Genomic DNA, 15,120 nt, shown 5'->3' with positions numbered 1-15,120 from the left:
GGAACGGACCTCTTTGTCCTAAATGCTGATTTTCTGACTGGCGGAGCGGGCGACCCACGATTCAAACACGGCGCGGGAAACGAACACGGCCGTGAACATGGAGGCCAGAATGCCCAGCGACAGCGTGACGGCGAAGCCGCGGACGGGGCCCGTGCCGAACTGGTACAGAATGGCCGCGGTGATGAGCGTTGTCAGGTTGGAGTCGATGATGGAGATGCTGGCCCGGCTGAAACCGGCCCTGACGGCTTCCATGGCGGACATGCCCGCCTTGAGCTCTTCTCTGATGCGCTCGAAGATGAGCACGTTGGCGTCCACCGACATGCCGATGGTGAGCACGATGCCCGCAATGCCGGGCAGGGTGAGGGTGGCGCCGAAGAGGGTCATGCCGGCGAGCAGAATGGTGATGGTGAAGCAGAGCATGACGTCGGCGATGAGGCCGGAGAGCCCGTAGTAGAGGGGCATGACGAGTACCACGGCGGCCGCGCCCACGAGGGAGGCCTTGATGCCGCTGTTGATGGATTCCTTGCCGAGGGAGGGGCCCACGGTGCGCTCTTCGAGCACGGACACGGGGGTGGGCAGGGAGCCTGCGCGCAGCACGATGGCGAGATCCTGCGCCTCTTCGGTGGTGAAGTTGCCGGTGATGGAGGCCTTGCCGCCGGCGATGCGGTCCTGAATGACGGGCGCGGAATAGACCTTGCCGTCGAGCACGATGGCCATGCGCTTCTTGATGTGTTCGCCGGTGATGCGTTCAAAGTTGCTGGCGCCGCGGTTGTTGAATTCCAGGGCCACGTAGGACTGGCCGAATTCGTTGAAGGCGGGGCGGGCGTTGGTGATGTCCTCGCCGCCCATGAGGGCTTCGGTGTCGAGGATGATGGTGCTCTCGGTCTGCGTGCCGTACTGGCCCTTCACGATGAGCGGATAGCGGGCCGTGCCGGCGGGCAGCATGATGGACGTGGGATCCACGTCGTCGCGCACGATGTGGAATTCCAGATGGGCGGTCTGTCCGATGATCTGGATGGCGCGTTCGGCGTCGGTCATGCCGGGCAGCTGCACCTGCACCTGATTGTCCGACTGCTTGCGGATGTCGGGTTCGGCCACGCCGAACTGGTCGATGCGGTTGCGTATGGTGCGCACGACCTGTTCCATGGTCATGTCTTCCGTCTGCTTGCGGGCGGCGGGAGAGAGTTCAAAGACATAGACGCGGCCGGCGGCGGAAGTGTCGGAGCTGACCTGCTGCAGATTGGGGAACCACTTGCCCATCATGGACTCGAAGGCTCCGGCCTGATCGGCGCGGGGCAGCGTGACTTCGAGAAGGCCGTCGGCGTTGAGCCTGGGCTTCATGACGGTGATTTTTTCCTGTTCGGCGCGGTCGCGGATGTCCTGTCCGTTGACGGACAGCGTATTCTGCACGGCCTTTTCCACATCCACGCCCAGGGTGAGATTCATGCCGCCCTTGAGGTCCAGGCCGAGACTGATGCGGTCCTGCATGAACGCGCCCAGAGGGGAGTTGCCGATGGCGGGAATGTTGGGCAGGGCGTACGCAAGCACCACGAGCAGCACGATGAGGGAGACGGCCAGGCGCAAACGCAGAGCTTTCATGGTTGTATCCTTGAAACACGATGACAAGGTCGGAAGACCTTAGTGAATGAATAGCACAAAGCTCCACGCCTCCCCGGAAGGAGGGGCGTGGAGTCGGAAGACTCGAAGGAACGGGCCTTACTTGTTTTCGGCGGGAGCGGCCGCTTCGGCGGTCTTGTTCATGGCCTTGGGATCGTAGGTGCCGCTCACGAAGCCGCGGGGCATGCGGACCTTGGTTTCGCCGAGATCGATGACGAGGATGTCGCCTTCCAGATCGACGATGCGTCCGAGCAGGCCGCCGGAGGTGATGACGTAGGAGCCCTTGCCCAGGGATTCAAGCATGGCCTTGTGTTCCTTGTTGCGCTTCTGCTGAGGACGGATCAGCAGGAAGTAGAACACGGCGAACATGAGGATGAGGGGAACGAAAGAGGCGACGGCTCCCATGGGGCCGCTCTGAGCGGCGCCGCCCGCGTTGCCGGCGGCGTAGGCAATGGAAGTGAACATAGATTCTCCAGAATTGATTTTGCGGAAGGATGTCCGCGTCATTGACCACACCTTCTTAACCTGTTGCGCCTTTTTACGCAATGGTTTAAGCGGCGGATGCCGTCTGCGGCGGGCATACTTTTTCGTTGCGCCGCGCGGGGAAAGGGCTGGACATTCGCCCCGAATGCGGGGACTATGCGGGAAAAACACGAAGTCCGGGCGATTCCCGGCGCAAGGAGCACATATGGCCGTTTTTGCCGATCCCGTGGAACAGGCCCGCCTGCAGTCGAAGGTGCTCATTGAGAGCCTTCCGTATCTGCGCGAATATCATGGAGAAACCGTGGTCATCAAATACGGCGGCCACGCCATGACCGAAGAGAGTCTCAAGCTGGCCTTCGCCCGCAACATAAGTCTGCTCAAGCTGGTGGGCATTCATCCCGTGGTGGTTCACGGCGGCGGTCCGCAGATCAATGAAATGCTGAGCAAGCTGGAGATCAAGTCGGAATTTCGGCAGGGGCACCGCGTGACCGACAAGGCCACCATGGACGTGGTGGAAATGGTGCTGGTCGGCTCCGTGAACAAGAGCGTGGTGAACCTCATCAACAAGACGGGCGCAAGGGCCGTGGGCCTTTCCGGCAAGGACGGCATGCTGCTTGAGGCCCGCAAGCTCGCCATGACCATCAGCCACGGCGAACAGCAGCCGCCGGAAATCATCGATCTCGGCAACGTGGGCGAAGTGACGGCCGTCAACGTGCAGCTTCTGCGCTCGCTCATCAAGGACGATTTCGTGCCCGTCATCGCGCCCGTGGGCGTGGATGCCGAGGGCAACACCTACAACATCAACGCGGATTCCGTGGCCGGAGCCGTGGCCGGCGCGCTCAAGGCCCGCCGCCTGCTCATGCTCACCGACGTGGCCGGCATTCTGGACAAGGAAGGAAAGCTCATCGAGCACATTGACACGGCCGACGCGCATCGTCTGCTGGAAGACGGCACCCTGAGCGGCGGCATGATTCCCAAGATCAACTGCTGTCTCGACGCGCTGGCCAAGGGCGTGGACAAGGTGACCATCGTGGACGGCCGCGTGGAAAACTGTCTGCTTCTGGAACTGCTCACCGATCAGGGCATCGGCACCGAAATCGTGAAGTAGCAGGGGCGTCAGCAAAAAGGACGGGGCGGCTTCGGCCGCCCTTTTTTTTGTGCGTGCCTTCCGGGAAATTCCGGCAGAGGCGCGCCCGGACGTCACTGCTGTTTGTTTATTTTCTTTACTTTCTTGACGAAGGTTCGGCCGTTCCAGAGGTAATACACGGCGTTGTCCGGGTTGAGCGTGCAGGGCACGCCGTCGGAGGCGAAGGAGGGCAGCACTTCGAGGCCCCTGTCGAACACGCAGTAGGTGCAGCTTGAGGAAAGACGCCCCGGCAGGTCGCGCTCGGGCCGGAAAAAGTCATCGACGGGAGGCTCCGGGGGCAGCGGCAGGGGCGCGGCGTGGCCTTTGGCGCTGATGTACCACAGTTCGGAAATGCACACGCCGTCGTCGTCTTCGGTGCGGAAGGCCGCCACGGCTCCGCGTTCGGAGCGGAACAGGCGCAGGCACACGTCGGGAAAGCCGTCCGCGGAGGAGAAGCGCAGGGCGTCCGGGCTGTCTTCGGCAATGCTCCAGTGGGCGTTCACGCCCTGATCGGCCAGCAGCTCCCTTTCGTCTTCGGTCAGAGGCGCGCACGTATTTTCAAATATTTCGGTGGGAATGAGGGCAAATGCCTGGCGCGCGCTCAGCGGCGCGGCGTGGCGCGGAGCCGCACCGAGAGCAAGGGAAGGCAGCATCAGCAGTATCGTGAGAAGAACAGCCGTCGTGCGCATGGTTTCAGTCCGCAGGCAGAAAGGCCGCATCGCAGGATGCGGCCTTTCCGGAAAAAGAGCGGCGCGGACGCCTGAGACGCCCGCGCAGTGATGAGATTACTTGCGATGGTGCTGGCAGTGGCTGGGCACCTGAGCCGCGGGATTGCCTTCGCGCATCATGCGCACGGCGCAGAAGTTGCCGCACATGGCGCAGGCTTCTTCATTCTTGTGCGGTTCGCGGCGCTTGTCCATGAGTTCCGGATCAATGGCGGCTTCGCGCATGGCGTCCCAGTCGAGTTCCATGCGGGCCTTGGACATCTTGGCTTCGCGGGCTCTGGCGCGGGGCGTGCCGAGCGCGTTTTCACCGGCCTGCGCCGCCACGCGGGAGGCCATCACGCCCTGCTTCACGTCGTCTTCGTCGGGCAGGGTGAGGTGCTCGGCGGGCGTGAGGTAGCAGAGGAAGTCCACGCCGGCCTTCACGGCAAGCGCGCCGCCGATGGCTCCGGCAATGTGATCGTAGCCGGGCGTGGTGTCGGTCACGAGCGGTCCGAGCACGTAGAGAGGCGCGCCGTGGGTGAGCTTCTTGATGCTGAGAATCTGCGCTTCCACTTCGTTCAGGCTCACGTGGCCGGGGCCTTCGATCATGCACTGCACGCCCTTTTCCAGACCGCGCCTGGCCAGCTGGCCGAGCATGATGACTTCCATCCACTGGGCGGCGTCGCCGGAATCGCTGTTCGCGCCGGGGCGCAGGCCGTCGCCGAGCGACAGCGTGACGTTGTAGCGCAGCGCGATGTCGAGCAGACGGTCGAAGTCGGTGAGCAGGGGATTTTCCTTGTCGTTGCGCAGCATCCAGCGGGAGAGAATGCTGCCGCCGCGGGACACGATACCCAGAACGCGGCCGCCCTTGGCGCCCCATTCCGCGCCCTGACGGGTGAGGCCGCAGTGCAGGGTCATGAAGTCCACGCCCTGTTCGGCCTGCTTTTCCACGTCGGCGAAGATGACTTCGGGGTCAATGGTGGCCGGGTCTTCGCCGCGGTCGATGTAGATCTGGGCCACGCCGTACATGGGAACCGTGCCGAGAGGCGCGGGGCAGGCTTCCAGCATCTGACGGCGGATGTCGTCGAGATCGCCCGCAATGGACAGATCCATGACGGTGTCGGCTCCGGCGTCCAGGGCTATCTTGAGCTTGCGCATTTCGCCCTTCACGCTGCAGTGGAAGGGAGAGGTGCCGATGTTGGCGTTGACCTTCACTCTGGAGGGCTGACCTACCAGAATGGGACGAACGTCCTTGTGATTGGGATTGCCCAGCAGCACCATGGTGCCTGCTTCGATGGCGGAACGGATTTCTTCTTCCGTCAGTCCTTCTTCTTCGCACAGGCGGGCCTTGTGCTGTTCAAAGAGGGTCGCCAGCGCCTGGTTCTTCTCAAAAATGGACATGCTGCCTCCTTCTGAGGAGTCCGGTCTTCATGGGCGGGAAGCTCCCGCCCGTTGTCGCGCGTTCGCGCGAAGGTATGCGGTGTGACGGGCCCGGGCCGGACGCGTTCTGCGATCCCGGGGCGGGCGCAACCGGGCCCTTCTCCGGGCGTTCCGCTCCGCAGAGCGCGGAGCCGGAAGGCGCGGGAGAAGGCCCGTCGATTACTGCTTCTTTTCTATCTTCGCCCAGGAGTCCTTGAGCGTCACGGTGCGGTTGAACACGGGGTGTTCGGGCGTGCCGTCGGGATCGGCGCAGAAATAGCCCACGCGCTCGAACTGCACGTGGCTGCCTGCGGGCATCGTGGCGAGATAGGGTTCCGCCATGGCCGTGACGATCTTTTCGGAATCGGGGTTGAAGTAGTCGAGGAAGGTCTTGCCTTCTTCGATGTCGCTGTCGCTTTCGGTGGTGAACATCTGCTCGTAGAGGCGCACTTCCGTGGGAACGGCGTGACGGGCGCTCACCCAGTGCAGCGTGCCCTTGACCTTGCGGCCGTCGGGGCTGGAGCCGCCTCGGGAGGAAGGATCGTGGGTGCAGTGCAGTTCCACGATGTTGCCGTCGGCGTCCTTCACCACTTCCTGACAGGTGATGTAGTAGGCGTAGCGCAGGCGCACTTCCGCGCCGGGAGCGAGACGGAAGTACTTCTTGGGCGGATCTTCGCGGAAGTCGTCGCGGTCGATGTAGATTTCGCGGCAGAAGGGCACCTTGCGGCTGCCGAAGGACGCGTCTTCGGGATGCAGCGGCTGATCGAATTCCTCCACCTGATCTTCGGGGTAGTCGGTGATGACCACCTTGAGCGGATTGAGCACGGCCATGCAGCGCGGAGCCACGGCGTTCAGATGTTCGCGGCAGCAGAATTCGAGCAGGCTGTAGTGAACCACGGAATCGGCGCTGCGGGCGATGCCGATGCGCGAGCAGAAGTCGCGGATGGCTTCGGGCGTGTAGCCGCGGCGGCGCAGACCGGAGATGGTGGGCATGCGGGGATCGTCCCAGCCGCGCACGTAGTGTTCCTTCACGAGCTGGATGAGCTTGCGCTTGGAAAGCACGGTGTAGGTGAGCTGGAGACGGGCGAATTCGATCTGCTGGGAATGATAGACGCCCAGCGTGTCGAGCACCCAGTCGTAGAGTTCGCGGTTGTTGTCGAATTCCAGGGTGCAGATGGAGTGGGTGATGCCCTCGATGGAGTCGGAAAGGCAGTGGGTGAAGTCGTACATCGGGTAGATGCACCACTTGTCGCCGGTGCGGTGATGGGTGGCGTGGCGGATGCGGTAGATGGTGGGATCGCGCATGATGACGTTGGGAGACGCCATGTCGATCTTGGCGCGGAGCACGTATCTGCCGTCTTCAAATTCGCCGGCCTTCATGCGGCGGAACAGGTCGAGGCTTTCCTCGGCGGGGCGGTCGCGCCACGGGCTGGGGGTGCCGGGCCTGGTGAGGGTGCCGCGGTATTCGCGGATTTCGTCGGCGGAAAGTTCGTCCACGTAGGCCTTGCCCATCATGATGAGCTTTTCGGCGTATTCGTAGAGCTGATCAAAGTAGTCCGAGGCGTAGTGGACGTCGCCCGCCCACTGGAATCCGAGCCACTGCACGTCCTTCTGGATGGAATCGACGTATTCGGTATCTTCCTTCACGGGGTTGGTGTCGTCGAAGCGCAGGTTGCACAGGCCGCCGTATTCCTTGGCCAGTCCGAAGTTGATGCAGATGGACTTGGCGTGGCCGATATGCAGATAGCCGTTGGGTTCGGGAGGAAAGCGGGTGTGTACGCGTCCGCCGAAACGGCCGGTAAGATTATCCTGATTGATGCGGGCGCGGAGAAAATCGACGCCCTGGGGACGTTCCGCTTCAGGGGCGGGGGTGTTCTGGCTCATGGAGGCCTCATGTCGTTTGGCTGCTGCGCGTTCAGGGCGCGCGAAACAGCGGTGGAGCGATGCGCCCTTGCCGAGCGGCGGGGCGCATATCCTGAATGACTGACGGCTGAAAAGAATACCTTTGTCGCGGGGGAAGGTCAATTGACGAAGCGGGAGGCGTCCTGCCGGAAGGGGGGGGAGGGGCGTTTTCGTGGAGGCGCATGGGCCCGGAAAAAGCGCAGTGCGGTGCGAGACAGGTCCGGAAGGCGCGTCGGAGTCCGCCGGAGCGGGGAAAATGAGCAAAAAAGCCGCCGCGAAGAACATTCGCGACGGCGAAAAGGGCGCTCGGCCGCAGCGGGGAGGAAGGGGCGCTGCGGCTTTGCCGAAGCGGAGCATCAGGACAGCGAAGCGCCGAGTTCCCTGGCATGCTTCAGAGCTTCATGACCGCCGTTCTTGAGAATGTCGCCGATCTGGAGCACGCCGCCGGCCAGAATGGCGCCGAGGTCGTGCCAGCCGAGCTGCTCAAAAAGGGTGTGATAGTAGTCGAGCACGGGCTTGCCGTTTTCGGGCGTGTTGCCTTCGGCCGCCATGAGCAGCACGCAGTTCTTGATGGGGTTGCGGTATTCGCTGTCGAGTTCCGCCACGGCGAAGAGGCGGTCAAAGGCGGCCTTGAGCTGAGAGGAAAAGCCCCAGTAGTACATGGGGGAGGCCAGCACCACGACGTCGGCTTCCCTGTAGGCGGGGTAGATGAGGGCCATGTCGTCCTTCTGCACGCAGGGGCTCTGCGGATCCTTGCCGCCCTTCATGCAGCCGAGACAGCCGTGTATGTTCATGGTCTGAAGGTCAAATCTCGTCACATGGTTTCCCGCGGCCTCGGCGCCCTCGACGAAGGCGTCGCAAAGGGTTGCGGTGTTGCCGTGCTTTCTGGGACTGCCGTTGAGAATAACAATGTTCTTGCTCATGCGAGATCTCCTCATGCGTTGGTGTGTCTAAATATGTATCGAACGATATAAAAATAGTCAATATATTTTATCGAGTGCTATATAAATATATAACTGCTTGTAATCTATTATTTTAACAATGAGAAGACAGTTGTTCGAGCGTGGGTGCGGGTTTCAGCCGCTTATGCCACTTGGGCAGCATGCGCACGGCGTAGGAGGCGGCGTCCCTGAGTTCTTCCGCGTTCAGGCCGTCCCTGGCCTGGAGGGACATGCCTTCAAGAAAGGTGTTGAAGGCTCCGGCCAGCGCTTCGACATGCGTGTCTTCGGGAAGCTGGCCTTCGAGCACGGCCTGCCGGATTTTTTCGGCGAACATGTTTTTGGTGTCGAGGCGCATCTGACGCAGCGTGCGTATGACGTTCTGCTCGCTTTCGGAAATGTTGACAGCCGCAAGCACGACCATGCAGCCGCAGGGGGTGTCGGGGGAGCGCAGAATGCCGGCGGCCTCGATGAAGAAGTTGTTCACGGCCCGGTAGAAGTCCTTTTCCTCCATGAATCTGCGGGAAGGTGCGGCCCAGTACCGCTGTTCGTAATAGGTTACGGCTTCCAGAAACAGGGCGGACTTGTTTCCGAACGCGGCGTAGAGACTGGGGGCGTTGATGCCCATGGCCGAGCACAGCTCGGAAACGGAGGCCGGGCCGTAGCCGCGCTGCCAGAAGACTTCGAGGGCCTTGAGAAGGGCCGTGTTCCTGTCGAAATTGCGGGGGCGGCCCTTGCCGCGCGCTGCCGGAGTGCTGGATGTCGCCGTCATGGAAGGATCTCCCTGGAACGGAAGGTTGCCTGCGCGTGCAGGGGAAAGACGCCGTGTTCGCGCACGGCGCGGGTGTTCTTTTCTTTGCCTGTAAGATGCGCTATTCTGCCCTCGCCCGGGAAGGGGCGTCAAGCCGGACATTGGCGGCAAAGCCGCAGGAGCATAAGGAATGGAAACTGAAGTTCGCAAGGATTCTCTGTACGCGTGGGTACTGGCCTGTCGGCCGAAAACGCTGGCGGCGGCGCTCGCCCCGGTGGTCGTGGGCTGTTCCCTCGCCGTGTGGGCGGGCTGTTTTCGTCCGGTTCCGGCGCTTCTTTGCGTGCTTTTCGCCGTGCTCATGCAGATTGCGTCGAACTTCATCAACGACGTGTGCGACTTCGAGCAGGGCAACGACAGGGACGACCGCCTCGGACCGCGCCGCGCCTGCGCCCAGGGCTGGATATCGCCCCGCAGCATGAAGATCGGCATTGTCGTTGACCTTGCGCTGGCGCTCTGCGCCGGACTTCCGCTCGTCTGGTACGGCGGCTGGAGCATGGCCGCCGTGGCGCTGGTGTGCCTGGCGTGCGCCTACATGTATTCCGCCGGGCCGTATCCGCTTGCGGCGCACGGCTGGGGCGACGTGCTCGTGGTGGTGTTCTTCGGCCTGGTGGCCGTGGGCTTCACCTACTACGTGCAGGCCGGAGCCTGGTCTCCGCAGGCCACGCTGGCCGGGCTTGCCGTGGGCGTGTGCATCAATCTGCTGCTCACCATCAACAACTTCCGCGACCGCGATCAGGACAAGGTTTCCGGCAAGAAGACGCTCATTGCGCGCTTCGGGGCGGAGTTCGGCCTGCGGTATTATCTGGCGCAGGGGGGATTCGCCTGCGCGTTTGCGCTGTGTCTCATTCCGCATGGGCTGTTCTGGGCGGGGCTTTTGCCGCTGCTCTTCCTTGTTCCGCACTATCGGGTGTGGAGCCGCATTGTTTCCATTTACGAAGGCCGGGCGCTCAACCGCTGCCTCGGGCTCACCTCGCGCAACATTCTTATTTTCAGTCTGCTGCTCGCTGCCGGGCTGCTGCTCGACGCCGCCGCAAAGTAGCGGTCAGCGCAGGGCCTGCCACAGACAGACGAGGCCGGCAACAGCGATCACGGCCATGAGCGCGCGGCGGAACAGTTCCACGCGGATGCGCTTCACCACCGGAAAGGCGCACACGGCGCCGAGCATGCAGGCGGGTATGCCGTACATGGCGTAGCCGAGCACCTGCGGCGTGTAGAATCCGGCCTGCGCCTGAAGAAGGCAGGTAAACAGACTGCGCACGAGAAAGAAGACGCCGAGCGTGCCCAGCACTTCGCGCGGCGACCATCCGCGGTAGAGCGCGTAGGCTCCGGCGGGCGGGCCGTCGAAGGAGATGGCCGTGCCGAGAAGTCCCGCGCCGAAGCCAGCCGTGCCGCCGAGAATCCAGGAATCTTCCTTCCTGCTTCCGGCCCTGGCCACGCGCTGCCAGAGCACATAGACCACGAGCAGCACGCCCACCGCGCCCTGAAGCACGGCGTCGGACACCATTTGAAGAATGTAGAGTCCCGCGAACGATCCGGGCAGCGCGCCGAGCAGCAGCGGCCAGAGGGCTTTGACGCGGCAGTGGCGGAAGTGCATGCAGGCGAGACTGCCGTCCATGGCCGCGTTGAGGATGCAGCTGAGGGGAATGACCACGTGCATGGGGAGAACGAGGGCGGCCGCGGGAACCGCGACCATGGCTCCGCCTATGCCCGTGAGGCCGGAGACGAAGCCTCCCGCGAACCAGCAGAGAAAAACGATGAGCGAAGTGGTGTCCATGGAACGAGCCTCTGATGACGATACGAGGTGGGAGAAATGGAGCGCTTCGGAGCGTTTTGGGACGAATGGCGCAGAGCTGCGCCGCAGAAAGGGAAGAAGAGAGTCCGCAGAGCGGGGACGTGTCGGGGCGGGGAGGAGCGCTGGGGCCGGCCTGGAAGGGCGTCGGCCTTTTGGGGCGAGGCGCGCTGCCCGGGGTCGGCGCGTCTTGCTGCGGCGAAGAAAACAGGGCGACGCCGGAGGCGGCAGGGGGGGGACGCCTCCGGCGCGCAGGAGGGAGAGAAACGGGCCGCCGACGGTTTTGCCGGTGGCCCGTTCCTTCAGTTATGAGCGCGGTTTTCAGGCGTTTTCGCGTTCGATGGTGCAGGGGCCGGTCTTCTTGTTGAACAGGATGGGAATGTCGGTGCCGCCGAGAATGTTCCTGGAGATTTCCTCAGTGGAGAGATTGCTCCAGACCTTCTTGTTGGAGAAGTAGAACACGAATCCCATGATGACCCACACGGCGAGCACGCAGCGCGGCGCGAAGGAGATGTAGGCGGGGGAGCCGGGAGTGAGGAGCAGGACGAGGGTCAGGATGGAGCAGATGGTGCCCATGACGCAGCAGAACAGGCCGATGCTTCTGCCGCGGGTTTCGCCGCTGTTGAGGATGGCGCGACGGGCGACGAGGCAGGTGAACAGGTAGCCGATGCCGGTGCCGACGGAGCTCATGTCCACGGTCCAGCCGACGGCGGAGCGGCCGGCGAAGGGGGTGAGCAGCGCGAGGACGGCGGTGAAGAGAATGGCGTTGTAGGGGGTGTGGTAGGTGGGATGGATGCGTCCGAACCATTCGGGGAGGATGCGGCCTCTGGACATGGCGAGGAGCAGGCGGCTGGCGGCCACGAAGAAGCCGTTGATGCCGGTGCAGACGGCGCCGAACACGGCACAGGCCAGAATGATGGAGCCGAGCTTGCCGAAGGCGAGGGTGGCCACGTAGCCGGTTGCCCAGGCATGACCGCCGGAGGCTCTCATTTCTTCCATCTTGGCGAGGAGTTCAGGGTAGGGGATGGCGATGGCCACGCCCAGCATGACCATGGCGTAGAGGATCATGCCCACGAAGATGGAAACGACCATGATGTTGCGGCAGCGGCTGGGCTCGAAGGCGAACTCTTCCGAGGCCTGGGGCACGGTGTCGAAGCCGACGAAGAGGAAGGGCGAGAGGGCGAAGATGCTCATGATGCAGGCGGCCTGGGACTTGTTTTCCGCGAAGAGGGGCACGAGGTTGCTGATGCCGGCGGAATCCAGGGAGGCGGAGCCGAAGAAGAAGGCCACGATGCCGAAGGTGAGCATGAAGGCGAGGATGAGCTGGAGCTTGCCGGCCATGCCCACGCTGCGGTAGTTGAGCCAGCCGAAGACGATGGTGCCGGCGGTCATGAGCAGCACTTCGCCGACATACACCTTCCATCCCGCGATGGTGTAGAGTTCGCCGAACTCGAACACGCCGGGGAAGAGGAAGCGGAAGATGAGCGAGAGTGCGGCTATGTCGATCATGACGATGGCGATGTAGCCGATGACGAGCGCCCAGCCGCAGATGAACGAGGCGGTGGGGCCGAAGCCTATGTAGGCATACGTGAATGCGCCGCCGGCCACGGGGGCGTATTTGACCATGTAGCTGTAGCACACACCCACAAAGGAAATGAGGATGGCGCCGGCAAGGAAGCCGAGCAGGGTGCCGAGAGGCCCTGCGGAAGGAAGAAACATGTCGCCGGGAAGAACAAAGCAGCCCCAACCGACAATGGAACCTAGCGCGAGCGCGCAAACCTGCATGGGAGACAAGGATTTCGTAAGTTTGGCTTCTGACATGGTGAGTTCCTGCTGAATGAAGAGGGGAAACCTGCGGAAGCAGGCGAGGTTCGCCCGGGGAATCTCCGAAAAGGGAGGTTCGGGCACTGCGGACCGACAACAAGCAAACAACTTTTGGGGAAGGGGTTTGAATGAGATAATGTGAGATGGGTCACGTGAAGCAAGAACCATGCCAAAACCGATAATGAAAGAGACTATACAGATAATATCACGAAAATAAAAGATAATTTTTTTAACCGATAATAAAAATCATTATCTTAAAAAAGAAAATAATCAAAAAAATAAAAAATTTTTTCTTTTTTGAAAGAAATATGTGAAAAATAGAGCTATCATAATTAATAAAAGCGATAAAAGGCGAGGATGGAAGTGGAAAAGTCGGCTGAATTTGTGCAAAAAATATCATAATGAAAGACGGAATCCAGCCGACGCGGAGCTGGTCTGACGAGCGAAACGACGTTTTCGGCGCGCAGCCGGGCGCACGCCTGCGGAATTCCACGCCTGCGGAGCGTTGGCGCAATGCTGACGCTGCGGATGAAAATTCCTGCCATTCCGGCGGGCAAAGACATGCGGGGCCTTTTGAGCGGCGCATCGTCCGACGCAGGAATCGGACAGGCCGCCCGTCGGACGATGCGGCTCCGTTTTTTCTGCTCAGCCGGGGCGCGGCGGCGGGAAGCTGCGCCCCGGCCCTGTTCTTTTGTGCGGCAAGGGCGCGGAAGGGGAGCTTCGCAACGAAGAGCGGCGTCATGCCTGAACGCAGCGGCAGGAGCGGCAAAAAGGCCGCGGACTTTTTGCGGAGCGCGGCCTTTCGGAATTGTCGGAAAAACGATTGGATTTTGTGTGATATCGGTATGTTTCGTCAATAATCCTCTTCGGTGATGCCGAGCTGCTTCATTTTGTAGCGCAGTCCGGGGCCGGTGAGTTCCATGATTTTTGCGGCCTTGGACACGTTGCCGCCGGTCACGCGCAGCACGTTGCGGATGCAGCGGGATTCAAAGGCGTTGATCTTTTCTTTAAGAGGAACCACGCTGTTGCGGCGCACGTTGCGGTAGTCGTCCAGCAGGGGAACGTCCTCTTCCCGCACGGCCGCAGGCGCGGCTTCGGCGGCGCGTCTGCTGAGGCAGGATTCGCGGAACTGCCGGGGCAGACTGTCTTCGGTAATGACGTTGCGGCTTCCGAGCAGCGCCAGACTGCCCTCGATGACGTGCAGAAGCTCGCGGATGTTGCCCGGCCAGGAATACCCCCAGAACAGCTTCATGACGGAGTCGGAAACGCGCACGCCGGCGGGAGCGTCTTCGGCGCGCTGAAGAAACGAAGCGATGAGCAGCGGAATGTCTTCCAGCCGTTCCCGAAGCGGCGGCACGGCAATGCCCACCACGGCGAGGCGGTAATAAAGGTCGTTGCGCAGAATGCCGCGGCTCACGGCCGTGAGCGGGGGCTCGTTCAGAATGCTGATGACCCGGACGTCGACGTCCTTTTCCGAGCTCGCGCCGAGGCGGCGTATTCTTTTTTCCTGAAGCACGCGCAGCAGCTTGGCCTGAAGGCCCAGCGGCATGGAATTGAGCTCGTCGAGCAGCAGGGTTCCGCCGTCGGCCTTTTCAAAAAGTCCGGGCTTGTCCGCGGCGTCGGTGTAGGCGCCCTTCGAGGTGCCGAACAGTATGCCTTCCAGCAGATTTTCCGGAATGGCCGCGCAGTTGACCGCAATGAACGGATGATTCTTTCGCGGACTTGCCGCATGAATCGCCTGGGCAAACAGTTCCTTGCCCGTGCCGTTCTCTCCCCAGATCATGACCGGAACCGGGCTCTTGGCGGCCACTCTGGCGTCGCTGACGGCTCCGCGCAGGGCCGGATCGTGCCCGATGATGCTCTCGAAGGTGTATCTTGTGCTGTCGCTGGCCGAGGCCGGCGCGCGGGTGTTCATTTTGGCCTCGCCGGTGAGCAGGGCGCTGTCCACCCAGATGGTGAAGGCCAGCACGCCGTCCTTCATGCCGTGATCGAACAGCGGATAGAAGTCCGTGACGGAGGAGAAGAGGGAATTGTTGATGGTCTTGTACCAGTAGGCCTTGCGCAGAAGCGGCTCGCCCCGGTACAGGCATTCCATGGTGGGAATGCGGGCCATGCCGTTGGGCACGTACAGTTCCGTGATGTGCTTACCCACCACGCCGGACGTGGTGAAGCCGTCCACGCGCGCCTGAATCTCGTTCATGTACACGCAGATGCCTTTGCCGTCCACGATGGCCACGCCTATGCTCATATGATCCCATATGGCCCGCATGGCCGGCGTCATCACGTCGTTCATGCTGACGTCGCTGAAGTTCTTGCTGTCTATGAGCATGCGGAATCCTTTGCCGGAGGCTTCTGATAAATTTTTCTCATGTATAGAAAATTTCTTTCTAAAAAGAAAGTTTTTTTTAGGTCCGAAAAAAGATTATTCCAGGTTTTGCGCGCGGCATGTTTTATAAAAATTAAATATTTCAACAAATTATTTACTTTGAGAAAAAGTTGGCACGCTT

The 15,120-nt window shown here is 61.8% G+C and carries 13 protein-coding genes; 2 read left to right on the top strand and 11 right to left on the bottom strand.

Annotated features, from left to right (window positions below; all coding sequences use genetic code 11):
• Positions 1–18: 18 nt before the first annotated feature.
• Together secD and yajC are read right to left on the bottom strand one after the other, a co-directional pair.
• A complete protein-coding gene (gene secD, locus Q0K02_RS01445) occupies positions 19–1,599 on the bottom strand; it encodes a protein translocase subunit SecD (RefSeq protein WP_294484270.1) in 1,581 nt (526 codons plus the stop codon).
• Positions 1,600–1,716: 117 nt separating this feature from the next.
• Positions 1,717–2,082, bottom strand: coding sequence for a preprotein translocase subunit YajC (gene yajC / locus Q0K02_RS01440; protein ID WP_294484268.1), 366 nt, complete (start codon positions 2,080–2,082; stop codon positions 1,717–1,719).
• Positions 2,083–2,305: 223 nt separating this feature from the next.
• On the opposite strand from yajC, the gene argB reads away from it, so the two are divergent.
• On the top strand, positions 2,306–3,208 hold the full coding sequence (argB, locus tag Q0K02_RS01435) for an acetylglutamate kinase (protein ID WP_294484266.1): 903 nt from the start codon (positions 2,306–2,308) through the stop codon (positions 3,206–3,208).
• Positions 3,209–3,300: 92 nt separating this feature from the next.
• Here argB and Q0K02_RS01430 read toward each other — a convergent pair whose 3' ends face one another.
• The 5 genes from Q0K02_RS01430 to Q0K02_RS01410 form a co-directional block, all read right to left on the bottom strand.
• Positions 3,301–3,915: a hypothetical protein gene (locus tag Q0K02_RS01430; RefSeq protein WP_294484265.1), complete on the bottom strand. Its 615-nt coding sequence runs from the start codon at positions 3,913–3,915 to the stop codon at positions 3,301–3,303.
• A gap of 96 nt (positions 3,916–4,011) precedes the next feature.
• Positions 4,012–5,331, bottom strand: a complete 1,320-nt coding sequence (thiC, locus tag Q0K02_RS01425; RefSeq protein ID WP_294484263.1) for a phosphomethylpyrimidine synthase ThiC — start codon at positions 5,329–5,331, stop codon at positions 4,012–4,014.
• Positions 5,332–5,529: 198 nt separating this feature from the next.
• Positions 5,530–7,233, bottom strand: a complete 1,704-nt coding sequence (locus Q0K02_RS01420) for a glutamine--tRNA ligase/YqeY domain fusion protein (RefSeq protein ID WP_294484261.1) — start codon at positions 7,231–7,233, stop codon at positions 5,530–5,532.
• 374 nt (positions 7,234–7,607) lie between these two features.
• Entirely contained in the window at positions 7,608–8,174 is a 567-nt protein-coding gene (locus Q0K02_RS01415; RefSeq protein ID WP_294484260.1) for a flavodoxin family protein, read from the bottom strand.
• Between the two features lie 112 nt (positions 8,175–8,286).
• Positions 8,287–8,961 (bottom strand): TetR/AcrR family transcriptional regulator, encoded by a 675-nt coding sequence (locus Q0K02_RS01410; protein WP_294484259.1) that lies wholly within the window; start codon positions 8,959–8,961, stop codon positions 8,287–8,289.
• A 169-nt stretch (positions 8,962–9,130) separates the two neighbouring features.
• Between Q0K02_RS01410 and menA the strand changes: the two genes are divergently transcribed.
• Complete coding sequence (menA, locus tag Q0K02_RS01405) at positions 9,131–10,039, top strand: 1,4-dihydroxy-2-naphthoate octaprenyltransferase (protein WP_294484257.1); 909 nt, start codon at positions 9,131–9,133, stop codon at positions 10,037–10,039.
• A gap of 3 nt (positions 10,040–10,042) precedes the next feature.
• Here menA and Q0K02_RS01400 read toward each other — a convergent pair whose 3' ends face one another.
• From Q0K02_RS01400 to Q0K02_RS01385, 4 genes are all read right to left on the bottom strand, one after another.
• The gene (locus Q0K02_RS01400) at positions 10,043–10,774 is read right to left on the bottom strand and encodes a sulfite exporter TauE/SafE family protein (protein ID WP_294484254.1); all 732 of its coding nucleotides are present in this window, start codon (positions 10,772–10,774) and stop codon (positions 10,043–10,045) included.
• 336 nt (positions 10,775–11,110) lie between these two features.
• On the bottom strand, positions 11,111–12,610 hold the full coding sequence (locus Q0K02_RS01395) for an APC family permease (RefSeq protein ID WP_294484253.1): 1,500 nt from the start codon (positions 12,608–12,610) through the stop codon (positions 11,111–11,113).
• A gap of 232 nt (positions 12,611–12,842) precedes the next feature.
• Entirely contained in the window at positions 12,843–13,355 is a 513-nt protein-coding gene (locus tag Q0K02_RS01390) for a hypothetical protein (protein ID WP_294484252.1), read from the bottom strand.
• A gap of 111 nt (positions 13,356–13,466) precedes the next feature.
• On the bottom strand, positions 13,467–14,942 hold the full coding sequence (locus Q0K02_RS01385) for a sigma 54-interacting transcriptional regulator (protein ID WP_294484251.1): 1,476 nt from the start codon (positions 14,940–14,942) through the stop codon (positions 13,467–13,469).
• Positions 14,943–15,120: the final 178 nt, after the last annotated feature.

This window comes from uncultured Mailhella sp. (genome assembly GCF_944324995.1).
Taxonomy (GTDB): Bacteria; Desulfobacterota; Desulfovibrionia; order Desulfovibrionales; family Desulfovibrionaceae; genus Mailhella.
Note: the sequence above shows the minus strand (reverse complement) of the source record. Positions and strands in the feature narration are given on the sequence as shown.

What these genes read in the sequence shown, in the direction of transcription:
- secD (WP_294484270.1), bottom strand. Translation starts at nt 1,599, where the DNA reads ATGAAAGCTCTGCGTTTGCGCCTGGCCGTCTCCCTCATCGTGCTGCTC.
- yajC (WP_294484268.1), bottom strand. Translation starts at nt 2,082, where the DNA reads ATGTTCACTTCCATTGCCTACGCCGCCGGCAACGCGGGCGGCGCCGCT.
- argB (WP_294484266.1), top strand. Translation starts at nt 2,306, where the DNA reads ATGGCCGTTTTTGCCGATCCCGTGGAACAGGCCCGCCTGCAGTCGAAG.
- Q0K02_RS01430 (WP_294484265.1), bottom strand. Translation starts at nt 3,915, where the DNA reads ATGCGCACGACGGCTGTTCTTCTCACGATACTGCTGATGCTGCCTTCC.
- thiC (WP_294484263.1), bottom strand. Translation starts at nt 5,331, where the DNA reads ATGTCCATTTTTGAGAAGAACCAGGCGCTGGCGACCCTCTTTGAACAG.
- Q0K02_RS01420 (WP_294484261.1), bottom strand. Translation starts at nt 7,233, where the DNA reads ATGAGCCAGAACACCCCCGCCCCTGAAGCGGAACGTCCCCAGGGCGTC.
- Q0K02_RS01415 (WP_294484260.1), bottom strand. Translation starts at nt 8,174, where the DNA reads ATGAGCAAGAACATTGTTATTCTCAACGGCAGTCCCAGAAAGCACGGC.
- Q0K02_RS01410 (WP_294484259.1), bottom strand. Translation starts at nt 8,961, where the DNA reads ATGACGGCGACATCCAGCACTCCGGCAGCGCGCGGCAAGGGCCGCCCC.
- menA (WP_294484257.1), top strand. Translation starts at nt 9,131, where the DNA reads ATGGAAACTGAAGTTCGCAAGGATTCTCTGTACGCGTGGGTACTGGCC.
- Q0K02_RS01400 (WP_294484254.1), bottom strand. Translation starts at nt 10,774, where the DNA reads ATGGACACCACTTCGCTCATCGTTTTTCTCTGCTGGTTCGCGGGAGGC.
- Q0K02_RS01395 (WP_294484253.1), bottom strand. Translation starts at nt 12,610, where the DNA reads ATGTCAGAAGCCAAACTTACGAAATCCTTGTCTCCCATGCAGGTTTGC.
- Q0K02_RS01390 (WP_294484252.1), bottom strand. Translation starts at nt 13,355, where the DNA reads ATGACGCCGCTCTTCGTTGCGAAGCTCCCCTTCCGCGCCCTTGCCGCA.
- Q0K02_RS01385 (WP_294484251.1), bottom strand. Translation starts at nt 14,942, where the DNA reads ATGCTCATAGACAGCAAGAACTTCAGCGACGTCAGCATGAACGACGTG.